Source organism: Kitasatospora sp. NPDC018058, from assembly GCF_044327205.1.
Classification (GTDB): Bacteria; Actinomycetota; Actinomycetes; order Streptomycetales; family Streptomycetaceae; genus Kitasatospora.
Window position 1 is genome coordinate 92,980 of the sequence record NZ_JBIRFA010000028.1, and the last position, 16,071, is coordinate 109,050.

Below are 16,071 nucleotides of genomic sequence, written 5' to 3' on the forward strand. Positions count from 1 at the left end.
TCCTCGATTCCCGGGGGCTCAGCCCCCCTCGACCCTGAACGGATCGTGTTCGCTGAGCAGCTTCTCCAGTCGGGCCTGGTCGACCCGGGCGACGGTGTCCGACGACTCCTGCCGGTCCCGGATCACCTTGGCCAGCGTGAACGCGGAGGTGACGGTGTAGAGGAGGCCGATCCCGAGGAAGGCCCGGGTCCACCCGCCGACGGGCAGGTAGGCGATCCCGGCGGCGAGGGCCGAGCCGGAGATGGTGAAGGAGAGGACGGCCTGGATGTAGTACGCGGCCGTGGTGCGTGTCTGCATCGGTGCGCTCATGGCGCCAGGATGTGGCCGCGCGCCGTGGCTGCACATGAGTAGGAGTACTCAGATGGGCCGGGAGAATGGCGGGTGGTTCGTTGACGTCCGATCACCTGCCCCTCAGCCGTCCCGGGCGGATGGCTTGGAATCGGGGCGGCCTGGGATTAACGTTTGATAACGCAGCGCGGTCGTCAACGCCGTACCCAGACGGCACCGTGCGCCGTCGCCTAATCCCGCCGGCCGGCCTCCGGGCAGGTCAGGGAGCCGGGGAACCACGTTCCTTGGGGTGAATCGGCGGGGCTCCGGCCCGGCCGTAGGAGACCTTCCTGCTCCGAACCCGTCAGCTAACCCGGTAGGCGCGAAGGAAGGAAAGGAGCGCGCCTCCGTGGCGTCGACGCACACCCCGGCACACCCGGACGGCCCTGCAGCCGGTACCCAGCTCCTCGACCACCCCGGCCCGGACGGCACCGACTCTGCCGATCCCTTCGCCCCGGAGGCCGAGGCCAACCGCCACCGGATGCCGCGTCAGACCCGCGGGGCCTCCCCGCTGCTCGGCGTCACCGCCGTCGCCGCCACCCTGGGCGCCACCGGCTTCGCCTCCGCGACCCCGGCCGCCGCGCCCGCCATCGAGGCCCCGGACGAGACCCCGGTCGCCCTGGCCGCCGACCCCGGCCTCGCGCTCGCCGCCCGCATCCAGCAGCAGGCCGACGGCCAGCGCACCGCCGCCGAGGAGGGCGCCCGCCTGCAGGCCGCGCAGGAGGCCGAGGCGAAGGCCGCCGTCAAGGAGGCCGAGGCCAAGCGCGCCGCCGACGAGGCCGAGCGCGCCAAGGCCGCCGCCCTCACCCTGCCGGTGAAGGACTACAACCTCTCCGCCCACTACGGCCAGAGCGCCCGCTACTGGGCCCACCTGCACACCGGCCTGGACTTCGCCGCCGACACCGGCACCCCGGTCTACGCGGTCGGCCAGGGCACCATCACCTCGGCGGGCTGGTCCGGCGCGTACGGCTACCGGATCGTCGAGACCCTGCCCGACGGCACCGAGATCTGGTACTGCCACCTCTCCTCGATCATCAAGGGCGCCGGCCAGGTCGGCTCCGGCCAGCAGATCGGCAAGGTCGGCGCGACCGGCAACGTCACCGGTCCGCACCTGCACCTGGAGGTGCGCCCCGGCGGCGGCGCCCCGGTCGACCCGGAGACCTGGCTCCAGCAGCGCGGCCTCAACCCCTGACGGGAACCCCTGGCGGGAACCCCCGAGAAGAACCCCTGACGCAACGCCCGAGGGCCCCGGACATCCGGGGCCCTCGGGCGTTCACCGCGCCGGCATCACTCCGCGGGCACCTGCGCCAGGTACGCGTCGATCTCCTCCTGCCCCGGCTCCGGCGCCAGCTCCGGGAACTCCTCCACCAGCAGCCGCGCCAGCCCGGGCACCGTCCACTCGCCGAACAGGTCGAGCGCGACCTCGGCCGCCGCCGCCTCGAACTCCCCGAAGTCCCCGGCCAGTTCGTCCGGCATCGGCCGCCCCAGCGCGTTCAGCTCGGCCAGGTTGCGGTAGCTGCGCCGCATCAGACCCTGCTCCAGCAGCAGCCGCGCGCCGTCGGTGGCCATGCCGACCGACAGCAACCGGCCCGGCCCCCAGCCCAGCTCGTCCGGTTCGTCCAGCCAGCCGGCCGGCACCAGTGCCTCGTACGCGGCCAGCCGCTCCTCCTCGCCGAGTTCGGCGAAGCCGGCCAGCCAGTCCCGGACCGCCGCCTGGTCCGCGGTGTCCACCCCGTGGGCGTGCAGCAGTACGGCGTACAGCCGGGGCCAGGTGAGCAGGTCGGCGCGGCGCAGCAGCCCGGCCGCGACCTCGCCCTGCCACTCGGCCTCGGCGTGCAGCCGCTCCTGGCGCTTGGCGTTGAGCCGCTTCGCCGCCCGTTGGTGGTCGATCAGCAGCCGTACGGCGTCGCCGTACGCGAGCGGGTCCTCGTCCGGTGTGGGTTGGACGTAGAGGTGGAGCCGCTCGTACAGCAGGTGCTCCACCGCGTCGGAGGTCAGTTCGGGCCAACCGTCGTGCATCCTGCCGTCGCCCAGTTCCAGCAGCGCCAGCACCGTGCGCAGCGGCGCCTCGGCCACCGGCGCGCGGTCCTGCTCGGCCGCCCAGGCGAGCAGGTCGGCGGCCCGGGTGCGCGGGGCGAGCCGCAGGTCTTCGTCGTTCATGTTCCGAACGGTAGCCCGCCGGGCGCGGGTAGGGTCGGCAGCCATGGTCCCCGTACGACTCACCGGCCCCCGGCTCGCCATCCGCGAGTACCACCACACCCCGGAGGACGTGGACGCGCTGTACGCGCTGTTCAGCGACCCGGAGGTGACCCGCTACCTGCCCTTCGAACCGCGGGACCGCGAGACCTGCGCCGACCAGATCGAGCTCTACCTGGAGGAGGCGATGGCCGAGGAGCGGGACACCTACCGGCTCGCCGTCTGTCGGCGGGAGGACGCCGAGGACCCGGCGGACGCGGTGCCGATCGCCCACGCCAGCCTCACCCTCGGCACGTACCGCTCCGCCTACCTCGGCTACGTGCTGGGCCGCGAGGTGTGGGGCCGCGGCTACGCGGGCGAGATCGCCGGGCTGCTCTGCGAGCTCGCCTTCGGCCCGCTCGGGCTGCACCGGCTGGCCGCCCGGGTCGACGTGGACAACCCGGCCTCGGCCAAGGTGCTCACCAAGCTCGGCTTCCAGCTGGAGGGGCGGGTGCGGCACGACCTGTACAAGGGGGGCGTCTGGTCGGACTCGTACCTGTACTCGCTGCTCGTCGATGAGTGGCCCGGTCCTTCGGCGCCGTCCTGACCCCGGAAGCGGACCGGAGCGGGGGGTTAACCCCACCCCCGATCCGCCGGTCCCCCGGATGCCGCCCGAGTTGCGGTTCGACCAGACTGAAGGACGTCAGCGAGCACGAACGACCGCGAGATAGAGGGGCCGGGGGCCGGGAGATGAGCAGCAGCCGAAGCATGTTGGACCAGGAGTGGGACGTTCTGGGCGGTTACGGCGACGACGGCCCGCGCCCCGCCCGGGCCCGCCGGACGGAGCAGCCGCCGTCCTTCTGGCGGTCGCCGTTCTCCGCGTACTACTACCGGGAGATCGGCTACGCGCTCACCGGTCTGCCGGTGGCGATCGCCGGCTTCACCGTCGCGATCACCATGTTCTGTTTCGGCCTCGGCACCTTCATCACGGTCCTCGGCCTGCCGGTGCTGGCGGGTCTGACCACCGTCGCCCGCGGCTTCGGCCGGCTGGAGCGGGCGCGGGTGCGCGGCCTGCTCGGCGTGGATGTGCCCGGCCCGGCGCCGGTGCGCCGGGTCCGGTCGGGCAACTGGGGCGCGATCACCGCGCGGCTGGCGGACGTGGCGGGCTGGAAGGCCGTGCTCCACCAGCTGGTGATGTTCCCCTGGGCGGTGTTCAGCTTCTCCATGACGCTGGTGTTCCTGCTGCTCGGCTGGACGATGACGCTCTACCCGCTCTACCACTGGGTCTTCCCGACCTTCACCGACTGGCGCGGCTACCGGCTGTTCGACTTCACCGACAGCGACCACGTCCGGCACGTCTACTACGTCGAGGGCATCTGGCAGATCGCCGCGTTCTCCGCGGTCGGACTGCTGCTGGTCTTCCTCACCGCGCAGCTGGTCCGCGGCGTGACCAACGTCAACCGGGCCGCCGCCCTGGGCCTGCTCGGCCGCTGAGACCGCTCGCCGTCCAGGCCCCGCCCAGGCACTGCCCCGGCCCCGCCCGCGCTCCGGATGCGGACGGGGCCGGCCCGTGTTCGGACGGCCGGGTGGCCGCCGCACGCACCCCCGCGCCCTACCCCGACGTCCTGGTCACCTCCCGTCCGCTGGACGAGTACTGCGCGCTCTTCGGCCTCACCCGGGCTCAGCTCGCCGCCCTGCCCGGGCCGCTGCTGGACTGCCCGGGTGGTGCGGCGGGCCTGGCCGCCGAAGCGCGCGAGCTGGGCTGCCGGGTGATCGCCGCCGACCCGGCGTACGCCCTTCCGCTGCCCGAGGTCGCGGCCCACGCCCTGGCCGCCCGGGACTCGATGGCCGTCGCGATGGCCGCCCGCCCACGGCTGTACCCCGCGCTCGGCCGTTGCCGGACCGAGAGCTACCTGCGCAGCTGGGACCGTGCCCGCCGGCTGTTCACCGCCGATTCGGCCGCCCACCCGCAACGGTACGTGGCCGCCGCGCTGCCCCGACTGCCCTTCGCCGACGACACCTTCGGCCTCACCCTGAGCGGCTACCTGCTCTTCGCCTACCCCGAACTCTGCCGGGTCCTGGTGCTGCGGGCCGCCGACCACCGTCGCCGAGGAACCGGTAAGTAATGGTCACTGTCCATGAGTGGTCCTATACTCACCGCATGAGCGAGACCACGATCCGGCCCGCCCGCCCGGCCGACGCCGACCGGCTCACCGCACTGATCCAGGCTTCCAGTGCCTACCGCGGCGCGTACTTCGCGATGATCGACGGCTATGTCGTGGCGCCCGACTACGTCGAGTGCCACGAGGTGCGGATGGCCGTGGGCACCGGCGACCGGCTGCTGGGCTTCTACGCGCTGATCCGCGAACCGGCCGAGCTGGATCTGATGTTCGTCGCCGACGAGGCCCAAGGGCTGGGCATCGGGCGGCAGTTGATCGCCGACATGCTGGGCCGTGCCCGCGCGGCCGGGATCGAGGCGGTCAAGGTCGTCTCCCACCCGCCCGCCGAGGGCTTCTACCTGCAGATGGGCGCCGAACGCACCGGCACCCGCCCGCCGCAGGTCAAGACCCCCTGGGAGCAGCCCGAACTGCGCTTCACCGTCTAGGAGTCGTCGCCGGTCGTCGGAGCGGACGGTACTGACGGAGCGGACGGTACTGACGGAGCCGACGGTACCGACGGAGCGGGCTGAGCCGACTGCTCCACCGGCGGGGCCGACGGCACCGGCTGCGCCGGGACGAAGGCCGCCGCCTGCAGCCGGGACAGTATCTTCTCCGCCAGCCAGCTGCGGTCCGACCCGTACGGAATCCCCCGCGGGTCCACCAGCTGCGCCGCCACCGCGTCCCGCAGCCGCTGCGCCTCGGCGCCGGGCAGCCGGGAGAGCAGGCCCCGGGCGGCCAGCAGGGCGTGGTACTGCTCGAAGCCCGAGCGCGGGTGCTCGATCGCGTCCAGCACGCTCGGCAGGTCCGCCAGCGACGGGTCGCCCTGCATCAGCGCGAGCGCCTGGATCCGGCGGCCCTCGGAGCCGTCCGTGAACAGCTCCCGCACCTGGTCGGCGGTCAGCGCCGAGCGCTTCGCGGTGGAGCGCACCTCGGCGACCACGCCCTCCGGCCCGGCGGGGGAGTTCGAGGAGGGTGGCAGCTGCGCGGCCAGTGCGGCGGGCCGCTCCGCGCTGCCGCCGAGCAGCCCGAGGTGCTGCATCGCGCGCACCCGCAGGTCGTCCGCGCCCACCTTGTCGCCGTGCCGGTCGCGGTCCTGCCCCGCCAGGAAGAGGTCCAGCGCCTGGTCCGCGTCGGTCAGCACCTGCGGCAGGGCGAGTCGGGTCACCAGCCAGCCGGCCAGGAAACCGAGGACCAGGAAGTAGAGCACCAGCGCGGCCGCGAACGGCACCGCCGCGTCCGCCCCGCCGAGCGCGGGCGCCAGCGCCGTACCGACCTGGTGCAGCCGCTCGCCGAGCGAGCCGAGCTGGGTCAGCCCGACGCCCAGCAGCACCTTGGTCAGCCAGTCCGAGACCTGCTCCAGATTGGTGTTCGGTACGTACGAGCCCTGCGGCTCGCCGGAGCCGCCCTTCACCCGGGGCACCCCGAACAGGAAGCCCAGCGCACCGCCGAGCGCCGTCGAGGCCCCGGCCACCACCAGCCCGCCGCCGAGCGCCTGCCAGGCCTGCTCCCGGCCGAGCGCGAACAGCAGCAGCCCGAGCAGTCCCGTCCCCGCCAGCACCCCGGCGGCCGCCCACTGCGCCGTCCGCAGCGTCGACGTGCCGACCCGCCGCGCCCTCGCCATCGCCCACCCCCAGTGTCCGAGCCGCTCCGCTCCGGAGTCCGCGCCGACTCTAGCGCCGCGGCCCCACCACGGGAACGGCCCGGGGGCGCTGCGGCTACGACGGGAAGGGCTCCCGAAAACGCAGACGGCCCGCAGGCTGCTCCTTCGACGCCGGCCCGTGCACTGGCCTGGCGCCGAGGCACCGGGGATGTACCGGTGAGCCTGCGGGCCGGGTGACTGCTGTGGATTTCGCCTGCCGGAGGCCAGGGGCCTCACCCTGCGCAGGCAGGGGCGGCTCTAGCGAGCAGCCACCTCACGCATCCTGATGGAACTCAATTCAGGATCACCTCCTTTCAGTGTGGGCCCACCATAGGCAGGCCACCGTCGGGAGGGCAACGGATTAATTCGGCGTCCGTCGCTCGGGCGGTCTTCCGCTCAGGCGCTCTTCAGCTTGTCCTGGAACTTGGTGTAGTCGATCACGTTGTCCGGCGAGGGCAACTGGACGGTGAACGGCTTGTCGAAGTCGGTGAAGTCGATCTGGCCGGCGTCCTTGCCGCCCTTCTTCTCCAGCCGGACCGGGTAGAACTTGCCCTCGGTGGCGACGTGGAGCAGCGACTCCTCGCCCTTGTCGTCGGTCTCCTTGAGGCTGAAGGTCTTGATGCCGTTGATGGTCCCGGCGCTGCCCTTGGCGGGGGTGCCGGAGGAGTCGTCGGTCAGCATCTCCTTGCTCGCCACGGAGAGGTTGCAGAGCTCGGACAGGCTCTTCATCTTCGGGTCGTCCTGGAAGCCGGTCAGGTAGCGGCCCTTGAACAGCTCGGCGACGGCCTCGCCCTTCGGGCCGCCGAAGGTCTTCCAGAACTGCGCGTCCGGCTTGATGAAGTACTGCTTGCCGTCGCTGATGATCTCGTAGGAGCCCATGCCGGGCATGCCCATCTTGCCCTGGCACTGGCCCTGGCGGTCCATCGCGAGCTGGATCGTCATCGCGCCGTCCTCGGTCGACATCGTCCCGGCGACCTTGAGCGAGGCGGCGTTGGCCAGGGCGTCCTTGGCCTGCTTCTCGATCTCCTGCGCGGTCAGCTTGTCGGTGTCCAGCTTCGCCACGGTGGGGGTCGGCGTCGGCGTAGCGGTCGGAGTCGCGGCCGCCGCGGCGGTGGTCGCGGGCGCGGCCGCCTTGTCCGCGCTCTTGTCCTTGTCGTCGCCGCAGGCGGCGGTGCCCGCTCCGAGGAGAAGGCAGATCGCGGCGGTGCTGACCAGGCGCTTCGACAGCATGAGGTGGTTCCTGTCCCGGGGCACGGCCCTGCCGCCCCCAACTGGATGAATTTTTCCTCAGCAGTATGAGGGAGACCCCGGACAGCAGATCTTGGAATCCGCCCCCGTTACAGGTTCGTGGCGGGAACGTGCTCTGCCCGTGCCCGAGCACCGCGAAAGGCCCGGAGGAAGAATCCTCCGGGCCTTTCGGCTACTGAGTAGCGGGGACAGGATTTGAACCTGCGACCTCTGGGTTATGAGCCCAGCGAGCTACCGAGCTGCTCCACCCCGCGTCGGTGAACACAACAATACGTGGAAGTCGCCGAGATGGGAAATCGGTTCTTCGGGCGCCCTCGCCAGGGCTCTCAGGAGGCCCCGACGGAACGCCGCGCCGGCCGCTGTCCGTGCCGGGCGGCCTGCCGGGCCGCCCGGGACCTCGCCCAGGCCGCGAAGCAGACCAGCGCCACGAAGCAGGGCACCATCAGCGCCCCGTAGACCACCAGGAACCCGTCCGTCCCCAGGTCGGCGGCGGCGTTCCAGGTGCCGTGCAGCACGATCGCCAGCACCAGCCCGGCCGGTGCGGCCAGCCGGGCCAGCCAGCGCCGCCCGGTGGTGAGGGCGACGGCCAGGCCGATCCCGGTGAGCGCGGTGAACAGCGGGTGGGCGAAGGGGGAGAGCAGGGCGCGCAGCACGAAGGTCTGCACGGTGCTGTCGAAGTCGCGCAGGCTGGGCCGATCGCCCAGGCCGATGCTGTCCAGCCGGTTCCGCTGGTCGGCGGTGAAGGCCCGGCCCAGGTAGAGGGCGTTCTCGACGAAGGCGAAGCCGCAGGCCGTCATCCCGCCGAGCACCACCCCGGCGGCCAGGGTGCGCGGCCGGGAGCGGCGGTGCGGGGTGCCGCCGGAGGGCGGCGCGGGGCACAGGTACGGCAGCGGCCGCAGGTACGGTCGCAGCCGCAGCCGGCCCCGGGCGTGCGGTCCGGCCGGGCGGCGCTGGTACGGGCGTGGGCGCCGGGGCGTGGGCGACCGGTGCAGCAGCGGCGCGCAGGGGCGTCCGGTGCGGCGGCCGCGGCAGCGCAGCCGCTGGCCGAGCGGCAGGAGCAGCACCATCAGGGCGGTGGCCTTGGCGCTCTCCTCGATCAGCGGGGCGGCGATCCCGGCGCCGAGCAGCTCACCGAGCGCGCCCGGGTGCGCGGTCAGGTAGTCGGCGGTCCAGTTGTTGGCGAGGATCGCGACCGTGGTGGCCGCGCAGGCGCCCCAGCCGAAGCAGAACACGGTGTGCCGCAGCGGCACCCGGGCGGTGAGGTTGAGCCAGGCCAGGGCGCCGAGCACGAAGGGCAGCGGCACCATCGCCAGGCCCAGACCGACCAGCAGCCCGACCGTGCCGGTCTGCCGCTGGACCAGGTGCAGGATCAGCGCCCCGCAGCCGATCAGGATCAGGACGGTGGTCGCGGTGACCGAGGAGAGCGCCATCGAGCGGCCGCGGCCCGGCGCTGGTTCGGGCGCGCCCGTCACCGCGGGAGCGGTGGGCGGCAGGGTGCCGCCCGGCCGGGGCAGCAACCGGTGGGCCCGGCGCGTCCGGGGCCCCGGGATGGTCCGGGTGTCGCCGGGGCGCGGGACCGTCCCCGGTTCGTCGGCGGTGGCACGGACGGGCGTCCGGAACCCGCCGCCGGACGGGCTGCCCATGCGGCACAGGGTAGGCCACGGCGGCCGCCCGTCGGGAGGACTCGGGACGAGTCGTTCGTCGGGTGTACGACCGTCCGCTCAGCGGGCCGCCGCCTGTTCGAACGGCGGCCGACGGCTCAGCGGCGGCGGAACAGCAGGTCGTGGACCACGTGGCCCTTGGCGATCCCGGCCCGCTCGAACTTGGTGACGGGCCGCCAGTCCGGTCGCGGTGCGTAGCCGGGGATGCTGCCGTCCGGGTGGTCCGCGGGCTCCAGCCAGCCGGTGCCGTCACCCTCGGGGTGCAGGTTCTCCAGCTCCGGCGAGGCGGACAGCACGGCCAGCATCTGCTCCGCGTACGGCTCCCAGTCGGTCGCGCAGTGCACCAACGCGCCGGAGGCGAGCCGGGGCAGCACGAGGTCGAGGAAGGACGGCTGGATCAGCCGGCGCTTGTGGTGCTTGGGCTTGGGCCACGGGTCGGCGAAGTAGACCCGCAGTCCGGCCAGCGAGGCGTCCGGCAGCATGTCGCGCAGCAGGATGACGGCGTCGCCGGCGGCCAGCCGGACGTTCTGCGAACCGTCGCGCTCCAGCAGGCCGAGCAGGTTGCCGTGGCCCGGGGTGTGCACGTCGGCGGCGAGGATGCCCGTCGACGGGTCGGCGGCGGCCATCGCGGCGGTGGTCTCGCCCATGCCGAAGCCGATCTCCAGGGTGACCGGCAGGCCGTCGAACAGCTCCCGCAGGTCCAGCGGGCTGCCGTCGATCGGGACGCCGTACGTCTCCCAGCTGCGGTCCAGGGCGCCCGCCTGGGCGTTGGTCATCCGGCCCCGGCGCGGCTGGAAGCTGCGGATGCGACGCTCGCGGTGCTGGGCCTCGGTGGCCTTGTGCGGGTACATCGGCGCGGGATAGGCGGCCGGCGCGGCGGACATCCGGGCGGACGGCGATTGCTGGGGGATCGGGGCGGTGGCAGTCACAATCCCCCGAGTCTACGGGGCCGCCCGCGGCGGCCGTCGGGGTGTGTGACGCGGCTCATCCCGGTCCCGGTCGCGCGGCTCAGCCGTCCGCCGCCGGCGCCGCTCAGCCGCCCGCCTCCAGCGCGGCCAGCGCCCGGCGGGCCACCTCGCGGCCGATCGGCAGCGAGGCCGTGGCGGCGGGGGAGGGGGCGTTCAGCACGTGCACGGTACGGCGCGGGGAGCGCGGGTCCGCGGGGTCGAAGCCGGCGAAGGCGAAGTCGTCCAGCAGGGAGCCGTCCCGGGCCACCGCCTGGGCGCGTACCCCGGCGGTGGTGGGCACCAGGTCGGCGGCGGTCACGGCGGGCAGCAGGCGCTGGACGGCGGTGGTGAACGCCCGCTTGGACAGCGAGCGGTGCAGCTCGCCGACCTCGTAGCGCCAGTGCCGTCGCAGGATCCGCCAGGTGCCGGGGAAGGCGAGGGTGTCGACCAGGTCGCGGGGGTGCACGGTGCGCCAGTCGTAGCCCTCGCGGGCCAGCGCGGGCACCGCGTTCGGGCCGACGTGGATGTCGCCGTGGATGCCCCGGGTGAGGTGCACGCCGAGGAAGGGGAAGGCCGGGTCGGGCACCGGGTAGACCAGGCCGCGCACCAAGTCCCGCCGTTTCTCGGCCAGTTCGTAGTACTCGCCGCGGAACGGAACGATCCGCACCCCGGGGTCGTCCCCGGCCAGCCGGGCGATCCGGTCGCTGTGCAGCCCGGCGCAGTTCACCAGCACCCGGGCCCGCAGCTCCCCGTCGGCGGTGCCGACCGTCACGCCGTCCCTCCGCCTGGCCACCGTCCGCACCTCGGTGCCGGGCCGCAGCTCGGCACCGGCCTCCCGGGCCAGCCGGGCGTACGTCGTCGCGACGGCCGGGAAGTCGCAGATGCCGGTGGTGCCGACGTGCAGCCCGGCCCGCCCGGTGACCTCCGGCTCGTACCGGGCGATCCCGGCCCGGTCCAGCTCGGTGACCGGGATGCCGTTCGCCCGCCCCCGCTCGGCCAGCGCCGCCAGCCGGGGCAGCTCGGCGGCGTCGGTGGCCACGATCAGCTTGCCGGTCACCTCGTACGGGATGCCGTGCTCGCGGCAGAACGCCACCAGCTCGGCGGCACCCGCGACGGCGAACCGGGCCTTGTACGAACCGGGGCGGTAGTAGACGCCGCTGTGGATCACCCCACTGTTGCGACCGGTCTGGTGGGCCGCGAAGCCGGGCTCCTTCTCCAGTACGGCGATGCGCAGGCCGGGTTCCGCCCGGGTCAGCGCATGGGCCGTGGCAAGGCCGACGATCCCGCCACCCACGACCACGACATCGAACTCGCCCGCCACGTCGCGCTCCTCGTCTGCCGCCCGGCCCCCGTCTGCCGCCGATGCTGCCACGGGGGCGGGTGGGCGTCGAGGGTGCGTGGAGTGCTCGGCGGTGCCGCCTCCCGGCGCGCCGGTCGGCCCGTGAAGGCTCCGCCGCGCGGGTGCGTGGTCACCGTCGGTTCGCGTCGTGGCACGCCGAGGTGGGCGGCGGTGTGTCGCCGCCCACCTCGGGTGTCGGCGGAGCCTCCCCCGGGTGGCTCCGCCTCGGGTAGCCGCGGCCGGTCTCCCCACCCGGCCGCAGCGCGGCGCGCCGGCTCCCCCGACCCCGCGCGCCGCCGCTGCCCCTGCCGTGGCATGACGCGTTCGGCCCCCCGACCTCACGCGCCACCCCCCGCTACACCTCCCAGGGCCACCCGGCGTTCGTCCCCGCCTCCAGTAGCGGGATCAGCCGGAAGGCCGCGTCGCTCAGGCCACCGAAGGTGTGCCGGTTGGCGCCGCCGCTGGGGCCGTGGCCGTGCTCGTAGCCGGCCAGGTTCCAGGTGTAGATCGGGATGCCGGCCGGGATGACGGAGAGCGGGTCGCTGCCCCGGTAGCCGAAGCCGGTCTGCTCGTCGGTGACGATCACCACCCGGTCGTGGCTCCGGTAGTGGCTGCGGACGGCCTCGGCGGTGTTGGTGCCGCCGAGGCTGCTGAAACGATCCAGCACCCGCAGCACCGCTTCACCCCGGCCGACCTCGATCACCCGGCTGGTGGTGCCGAACTCGACCAGGTCGGCCTCGGCCGCCCGGACCTTCAACGCGGTGCCGAAGATCGCCGCCGAGTCCGCCCGATTGAGCTGGGTCTGCGCGCTGGGCCGGTCGAACATCGAGCCGGAGCGGTCGACCAGGATCAGCGTCCGGCCGGACAGCTCGGGCACGTTGGCGAGCGAGTGGCCGAGCGCGGTCTCCAGCGCGTGCCCCCACCGCAGCGAGGGCGCGTGCCGGTACGCCGCCAGGTAGCGGAACGGGAACTGGCGCGAGCGCCGCACCTCGCCCGGGTCGGAGATCCGCCGGGCCACCTCGGCCGCGACCGGGTCCGACACCCCCGCCTTGTCGAAGTTGCGCAGGTTCCGCACCAGCGCCATCGGGCCCATGGAGGGGATGATCGCCTCCCAGGCCGCAGCGTCCAGCGGCCCCTGCAGCCAGCCGGCCAGCGCCTCCCAGGTCAGCCCGGCGGCGGCCAGCCGTTCGGCGCCGCCCTCGGCGGTCACCGTCGCCCGGCGCTCCTCGACCGGCAGTGCGAGCAGCTCGCGGTTGGCGGTCAGCAGCGGGACGGCCGCGGGCGGGACGGCCTCCTCCGGCCGGTGCCGGCGGTCCAGGGCATGGGCGAACAGCGCGCCCTGCCAGGGCTTGTCCGGGTCCGGCGTCGGGTGGGTCAGATCCAGGACGTCACCGAAGCGGTAACCCTTGGACGCGGTGTCGTACTTGAGCAGCGAGCGCGCGTCGTACAGCCGCCGCACCGCGTCCGCGACGCCGCGCTTGAGCGGCTTGGGCAGCGCCCGGCCGTAGCGCGAGGTCCAGTACGCGAGCAGCTCGCCGGGTTCGTCGGCGCGCCGCAGCACCGCGTCGACGGCCTGCCGGGAGTAGCCGTGGGCGCCCGCGTCCAGCCGGGCCCGGGTGAACTCGGCGGCGCCGACCAGCGCGGCGGTGCGCATCTGCGCCCCGTACCGCAGCCAGCGCAGCAGCCCGAGGGTCCACTCCGGCTCGGCGACGGCGAGTTCGCGCACCAGCGCGGTGTAGCGGTCGTCGCGGCCGCCGCCGCGCTCGTAGAAGGTGTCCTGGCCGACCATGTTGGCGATCGACAGGAGGAAGAGTTCGGACTTGCGGTCCCGGACGTAGCCGAAGCCGCCCTCGGGGGTGCGGCCGCGCTGCCCGGTCGTGGTCACCGGCGAGCTCGGACCCGCCTTGGCCTTACGGACGTTGAACCTGGACATGCAACAGCCCCCCTCGGTCTGCTGGTGGTTTCGACGGGAGGGAGGCATGACGCGGTGAGGGGTGCCCGAGATCATGACGGCCGTTGGACGGCCGCCGTCGGCGGAGGTGTATATGCCTTGTGCTCTTCCGAATTGAGCTAGCGGCCGCACTCGCGCACGGCACGCCCGGGACTTGAACCCGGAACCGCAAGATCCGAAGTAACCCCCGCCTGCGCACCGGGCACTCCGAAGCGCGATGCCTCCCGAGATCAGGTTGGCGGCGGTGTTTCGCGGGCTCGAACCGCTACGCCGGAATACCGGCGCTTACCAGAAGTAACCGCTGCCGTCGCACCGGGAGGTGCGGAATTCTATTCACGTTTAGGTGTCCAGAGTTCGATGTCGGCTGAGGTGACGAAGCTGCTCTGCCCGACTGAGCTACACCGGCACGAGTGCCGGCGGCGGGATTCGAACCCGCGACACGCCCATTAAGAGTGGAAGTAACCTCTGCCTGCGCACCTGGACGAGAGAGACCTTAGCGAGGCCCCTCCCGCCGGTGCATCCCATTTATCGTCAGGTCCCGCGCATCGCGGGGGAAGTCCCGCGATTCACGCCGGGGCGACGATCACCGCCCGGGCCCGCTCGGTCAGTTCCCGGACCCGGCGCTCGCCCTGGAACGGCTCCAGCCGCCGCAGCATCTCCACCACGTACTCCCGGCTGCGCTGCGAGGAGATCCGGCCGGCCACCTCGACGGCGCGCTCGCCGGCGGCGACCGCGGCGTCCAGGTCGCCCGCCTCCGCCTCGGCCATCGCCGAGACCACCAGCCGCAGGCCGTGCGAGCGGACGAACCCCTCGGTGGGCTTGGCCAGCGCCTCGCGGGTGAACTGCCGGACCTTGGAGGGCACCCCGAGGTCGCGGAAGCACTCGGCGGCGTCGGCGGCGAGCCGGTCGTAGGCGTAGAAGTCGATCCACGCCGGATCGGGGTCCCCGGCGCGCGCTCGTTCGAGTGCGCTCTCCGCCGCGCCGAGCGCCGTCGCGCACGCCGCCGCATTGCGGGCCTTGGCCTGGGCCCGTGCCTCCACCAGGTGGAAGAAGCTCATGGTCCGGGCGGTGGCCAGGCCCCGGTTGCGCTCCAGGGCGGCCTGGGCGAGGTCGACGGCCTCCTCGGCGAAGCCCCGGTAGCCGGCCTGCAGACTCATCGAGGCGAGCACGTACCCGCCGAGCGGCACGTCGGCGGCGGCCCGGGCGAGCCGCAGGGCCTGGATGTAGTAGCGCTGCGCGGCCTCGTGCTGCCCGGTGTCGAAGGCCATCCATCCGGCCAGCCTGGTCAGTTCGGCCGTCGCGCCGAACAGGGCCCGGCCGACCGCGTCGCTGTACGAGGCGAGCAGCAACGGCGCCGCCTCCACCCGCAGGCACTCCGGCACCATCGACGAACGCCAGTCCCCGCCGCCGTACTTGGAGTCCCAGCGGCGGGCCTCCTGGGCGGCCTCGCGGAGCTTGGCGGCGTCCGACTGGCCGACCCGGTAGGAGGAGCTCTCGCTCGGGGACCGCGGCACCTCGCGCGCCACCGAGCCGTCCGCCGGGTTGATCAGCCAGCGGGAGACGGGCGTTGCGTACGCGGCGACCGAGAAGGTACCGGCCAGGCTGTCGCTCCAGCGGCCCCCGCCGGGGCCCCGGCGCAGGTCCAGGTCGACCCGGAACAGGTCGGTGGCGGAGCGGACGGCGTCGGCGACGTCGCGAGGGAAGGCCAGGCCGAGTTCGGGCGCCGGGTCGGTGTCGCCCAGGCCGATCTCCTCCAGCGGGACGGGCCGGCCGAGCTTTCCGCCGATGGCGGTGGCGATCAGGTGCGGGACGGGCCCCTGCGGGACCATGCCCTTGCTGACCCAGCGGGCCACCGAGGTCTTGTCGTACCGCAGCGTCAACCCGCGTTGGGCGCCTAGGTCGTTGACCCGGCGGGCGAGTCCGGCGTTGCTGATCTGGGCGAGGGTCAGGAGCGTGCCGAGCCGTTCGTTCGGTCCACGTGGGCTGACGGTCATGGTGGCGGCGGCACCTCCTGCGGCCTTGTGCGCGGGGCCCGGGCGGCACCGGGCCGTAGCTGCTGTACCTAGAGTAGTCGGACGCGTTCCGACGGTTAAGAGGCCGCATTCCGGATGGCGGGATCGCGCACCCGGCGGTGCCGCGTCGGGCCCTCGCGGGGGTTGGTCCGGACCACCCGGAGCGGATCGACCGCGCCGCGCGCCGGAGCGTCGTGCTCCGGTCCCGTGTTCATGTGCGCCCGGCCGTGCCCCCTGGCCCGACCGGCTGCTCGGCGATTCGCTGGTGGTCGTGGGTCGGCCCGCCGTCGAGGACCCGGCGGGCCGGGGGATACCGCCGCCTCAATCCCCGCGGGCGGCGGCTGAGTCCGGGAGGGCATGCGGATGCCCTCCCGGGCTGGGCGACGCCTTTCGGCCATCTCGCGATGCCCATGCCAAAAGGCGCCCCCGGGCGGTCCGGGCCGGGGAGGGGGAGGCCCGGCCCGCTCGAAACCACTCCACCGGAACGTTCCTTCGAGCCTTCTCCGCAGCTTTGCCGGACGCCCTCGCGACAGCCGTCGCCGAGACCTCCGTCGGGGCCGTCACCGAAGTCCCGCCGAAGCCGTCGCCGGCCGTCGCCGGATCCGTCGCCGAA

General features: G+C 73.7%; 14 protein-coding genes, 2 tRNA genes and 1 riboswitch. Of the genes, 5 read left to right on the forward strand and 11 right to left on the reverse strand.

The annotated features are described in order from the left end of the window. Positions 1-18: 18 nt before the first annotated feature. Positions 19-309 (reverse strand): YiaA/YiaB family inner membrane protein, encoded by a 291-nt coding sequence (locus ACH4E7_RS31590; protein ID WP_396252580.1) that lies wholly within the window; start codon positions 307-309, stop codon positions 19-21. 196 nt (positions 310-505) lie between these two features. Then, a riboswitch (cyclic di-AMP (ydaO/yuaA leader) is annotated at positions 506-664 on the forward strand. 12 nt (positions 665-676) lie between these two features. On the opposite strand from ACH4E7_RS31590, the gene ACH4E7_RS31595 reads away from it, so the two are divergent. Further along, a complete protein-coding gene (locus ACH4E7_RS31595) occupies positions 677-1,519 on the forward strand; it encodes a M23 family metallopeptidase (RefSeq protein ID WP_396252581.1) in 843 nt (280 codons plus the stop codon). A gap of 95 nt (positions 1,520-1,614) precedes the next feature. On the opposite strand, the gene ACH4E7_RS31600 is transcribed toward ACH4E7_RS31595, so the two are convergent. Continuing rightward, entirely contained in the window at positions 1,615-2,487 is an 873-nt protein-coding gene (locus ACH4E7_RS31600; protein WP_396252582.1) for a hypothetical protein, read from the reverse strand. A 43-nt stretch (positions 2,488-2,530) separates the two neighbouring features. Between ACH4E7_RS31600 and ACH4E7_RS31605 the strand changes: the two genes are divergently transcribed. The 4 genes from ACH4E7_RS31605 to ACH4E7_RS31620 all read left to right on the forward strand — a co-directional run bounded on the left by ACH4E7_RS31605 (position 2,531) and on the right by ACH4E7_RS31620 (position 5,107). Continuing rightward, on the forward strand, positions 2,531-3,109 hold the full coding sequence (locus tag ACH4E7_RS31605; protein ID WP_396252583.1) for a GNAT family N-acetyltransferase: 579 nt from the start codon (positions 2,531-2,533) through the stop codon (positions 3,107-3,109). 143 nt (positions 3,110-3,252) lie between these two features. Next, on the forward strand, positions 3,253-3,996 hold the full coding sequence (locus ACH4E7_RS31610) for a sensor domain-containing protein (RefSeq protein ID WP_396252584.1): 744 nt from the start codon (positions 3,253-3,255) through the stop codon (positions 3,994-3,996). A 92-nt stretch (positions 3,997-4,088) separates the two neighbouring features. Then, on the forward strand, positions 4,089-4,628 hold the full coding sequence (locus ACH4E7_RS31615) for a hypothetical protein (protein WP_396252585.1): 540 nt from the start codon (positions 4,089-4,091) through the stop codon (positions 4,626-4,628). A 35-nt stretch (positions 4,629-4,663) separates the two neighbouring features. Next, complete coding sequence (locus tag ACH4E7_RS31620) at positions 4,664-5,107, forward strand: GNAT family N-acetyltransferase (RefSeq protein ID WP_396252586.1); 444 nt, start codon at positions 4,664-4,666, stop codon at positions 5,105-5,107. Here the strand turns inward: ACH4E7_RS31620 and ACH4E7_RS31625 are convergent. The 9 genes from ACH4E7_RS31625 to ACH4E7_RS31665 all read right to left on the reverse strand — a co-directional run bounded on the left by ACH4E7_RS31625 (position 5,104) and on the right by ACH4E7_RS31665 (position 15,440). Next, positions 5,104-6,282 carry a hypothetical protein gene (locus tag ACH4E7_RS31625; RefSeq protein ID WP_396252587.1) on the reverse strand — a complete coding sequence of 393 codons (1,179 nt, stop codon included), beginning with the start codon at positions 6,280-6,282 and terminating at the stop codon, positions 5,104-5,106. The two genes, ACH4E7_RS31620 and ACH4E7_RS31625, sit on opposite strands and share 4 nt — an antisense overlap. A 414-nt stretch (positions 6,283-6,696) precedes the next feature. Then, the gene (locus ACH4E7_RS31630) at positions 6,697-7,530 is read right to left on the reverse strand and encodes a hypothetical protein (RefSeq protein ID WP_396252588.1); all 834 of its coding nucleotides are present in this window, start codon (positions 7,528-7,530) and stop codon (positions 6,697-6,699) included. A gap of 198 nt (positions 7,531-7,728) precedes the next feature. After that, positions 7,729-7,802: transfer RNA gene (locus ACH4E7_RS31635), tRNA-Met, on the reverse strand. 72 nt (positions 7,803-7,874) lie between these two features. Then, on the reverse strand, positions 7,875-9,191 hold the full coding sequence (locus tag ACH4E7_RS31640) for a PrsW family intramembrane metalloprotease (protein ID WP_396252589.1): 1,317 nt from the start codon (positions 9,189-9,191) through the stop codon (positions 7,875-7,877). A 116-nt stretch (positions 9,192-9,307) separates the two neighbouring features. Further along, positions 9,308-10,093, reverse strand: coding sequence for a tRNA (guanosine(46)-N7)-methyltransferase TrmB (gene trmB, locus ACH4E7_RS31645; protein ID WP_396252603.1), 786 nt, complete (start codon positions 10,091-10,093; stop codon positions 9,308-9,310). 148 nt (positions 10,094-10,241) lie between these two features. Next, on the reverse strand, positions 10,242-11,477 hold the full coding sequence (lhgO, locus tag ACH4E7_RS31650) for an L-2-hydroxyglutarate oxidase (protein ID WP_396252590.1): 1,236 nt from the start codon (positions 11,475-11,477) through the stop codon (positions 10,242-10,244). 373 nt (positions 11,478-11,850) lie between these two features. Continuing rightward, complete coding sequence (locus tag ACH4E7_RS31655) at positions 11,851-13,428, reverse strand: TROVE domain-containing protein (RefSeq protein ID WP_396252591.1); 1,578 nt, start codon at positions 13,426-13,428, stop codon at positions 11,851-11,853. 429 nt (positions 13,429-13,857) lie between these two features. Then, a tRNA-Ser gene (locus ACH4E7_RS31660) sits at positions 13,858-13,919 on the reverse strand. 93 nt (positions 13,920-14,012) lie between these two features. After that, a complete protein-coding gene (locus ACH4E7_RS31665) occupies positions 14,013-15,440 on the reverse strand; it encodes an MFS transporter (RefSeq protein WP_396252592.1) in 1,428 nt (475 codons plus the stop codon). Positions 15,441-16,071: the final 631 nt, after the last annotated feature.

What these genes read in the sequence shown, in the direction of transcription:
- ACH4E7_RS31665 (WP_396252592.1), bottom strand. Translation starts at nt 15,440, where the DNA reads ATGACCGTCAGCCCACGTGGACCGAACGAACGGCTCGGCACGCTCCTG.
- ACH4E7_RS31605 (WP_396252583.1), top strand. Translation starts at nt 2,531, where the DNA reads ATGGTCCCCGTACGACTCACCGGCCCCCGGCTCGCCATCCGCGAGTAC.
- ACH4E7_RS31625 (WP_396252587.1), bottom strand. Translation starts at nt 6,282, where the DNA reads ATGGCGAGGGCGCGGCGGGTCGGCACGTCGACGCTGCGGACGGCGCAG.
- ACH4E7_RS31600 (WP_396252582.1), bottom strand. Translation starts at nt 2,487, where the DNA reads ATGAACGACGAAGACCTGCGGCTCGCCCCGCGCACCCGGGCCGCCGAC.
- ACH4E7_RS31640 (WP_396252589.1), bottom strand. Translation starts at nt 9,191, where the DNA reads ATGGGCAGCCCGTCCGGCGGCGGGTTCCGGACGCCCGTCCGTGCCACC.
- ACH4E7_RS31590 (WP_396252580.1), bottom strand. Translation starts at nt 309, where the DNA reads ATGAGCGCACCGATGCAGACACGCACCACGGCCGCGTACTACATCCAG.
- ACH4E7_RS31620 (WP_396252586.1), top strand. Translation starts at nt 4,664, where the DNA reads ATGAGCGAGACCACGATCCGGCCCGCCCGCCCGGCCGACGCCGACCGG.
- trmB (WP_396252603.1), bottom strand. Translation starts at nt 10,093, where the DNA reads ATGTCCGCCGCGCCGGCCGCCTATCCCGCGCCGATGTACCCGCACAAG.
- ACH4E7_RS31610 (WP_396252584.1), top strand. Translation starts at nt 3,253, where the DNA reads ATGAGCAGCAGCCGAAGCATGTTGGACCAGGAGTGGGACGTTCTGGGC.
- ACH4E7_RS31630 (WP_396252588.1), bottom strand. Translation starts at nt 7,530, where the DNA reads ATGCTGTCGAAGCGCCTGGTCAGCACCGCCGCGATCTGCCTTCTCCTC.
- ACH4E7_RS31655 (WP_396252591.1), bottom strand. Translation starts at nt 13,428, where the DNA reads ATGTCCAGGTTCAACGTCCGTAAGGCCAAGGCGGGTCCGAGCTCGCCG.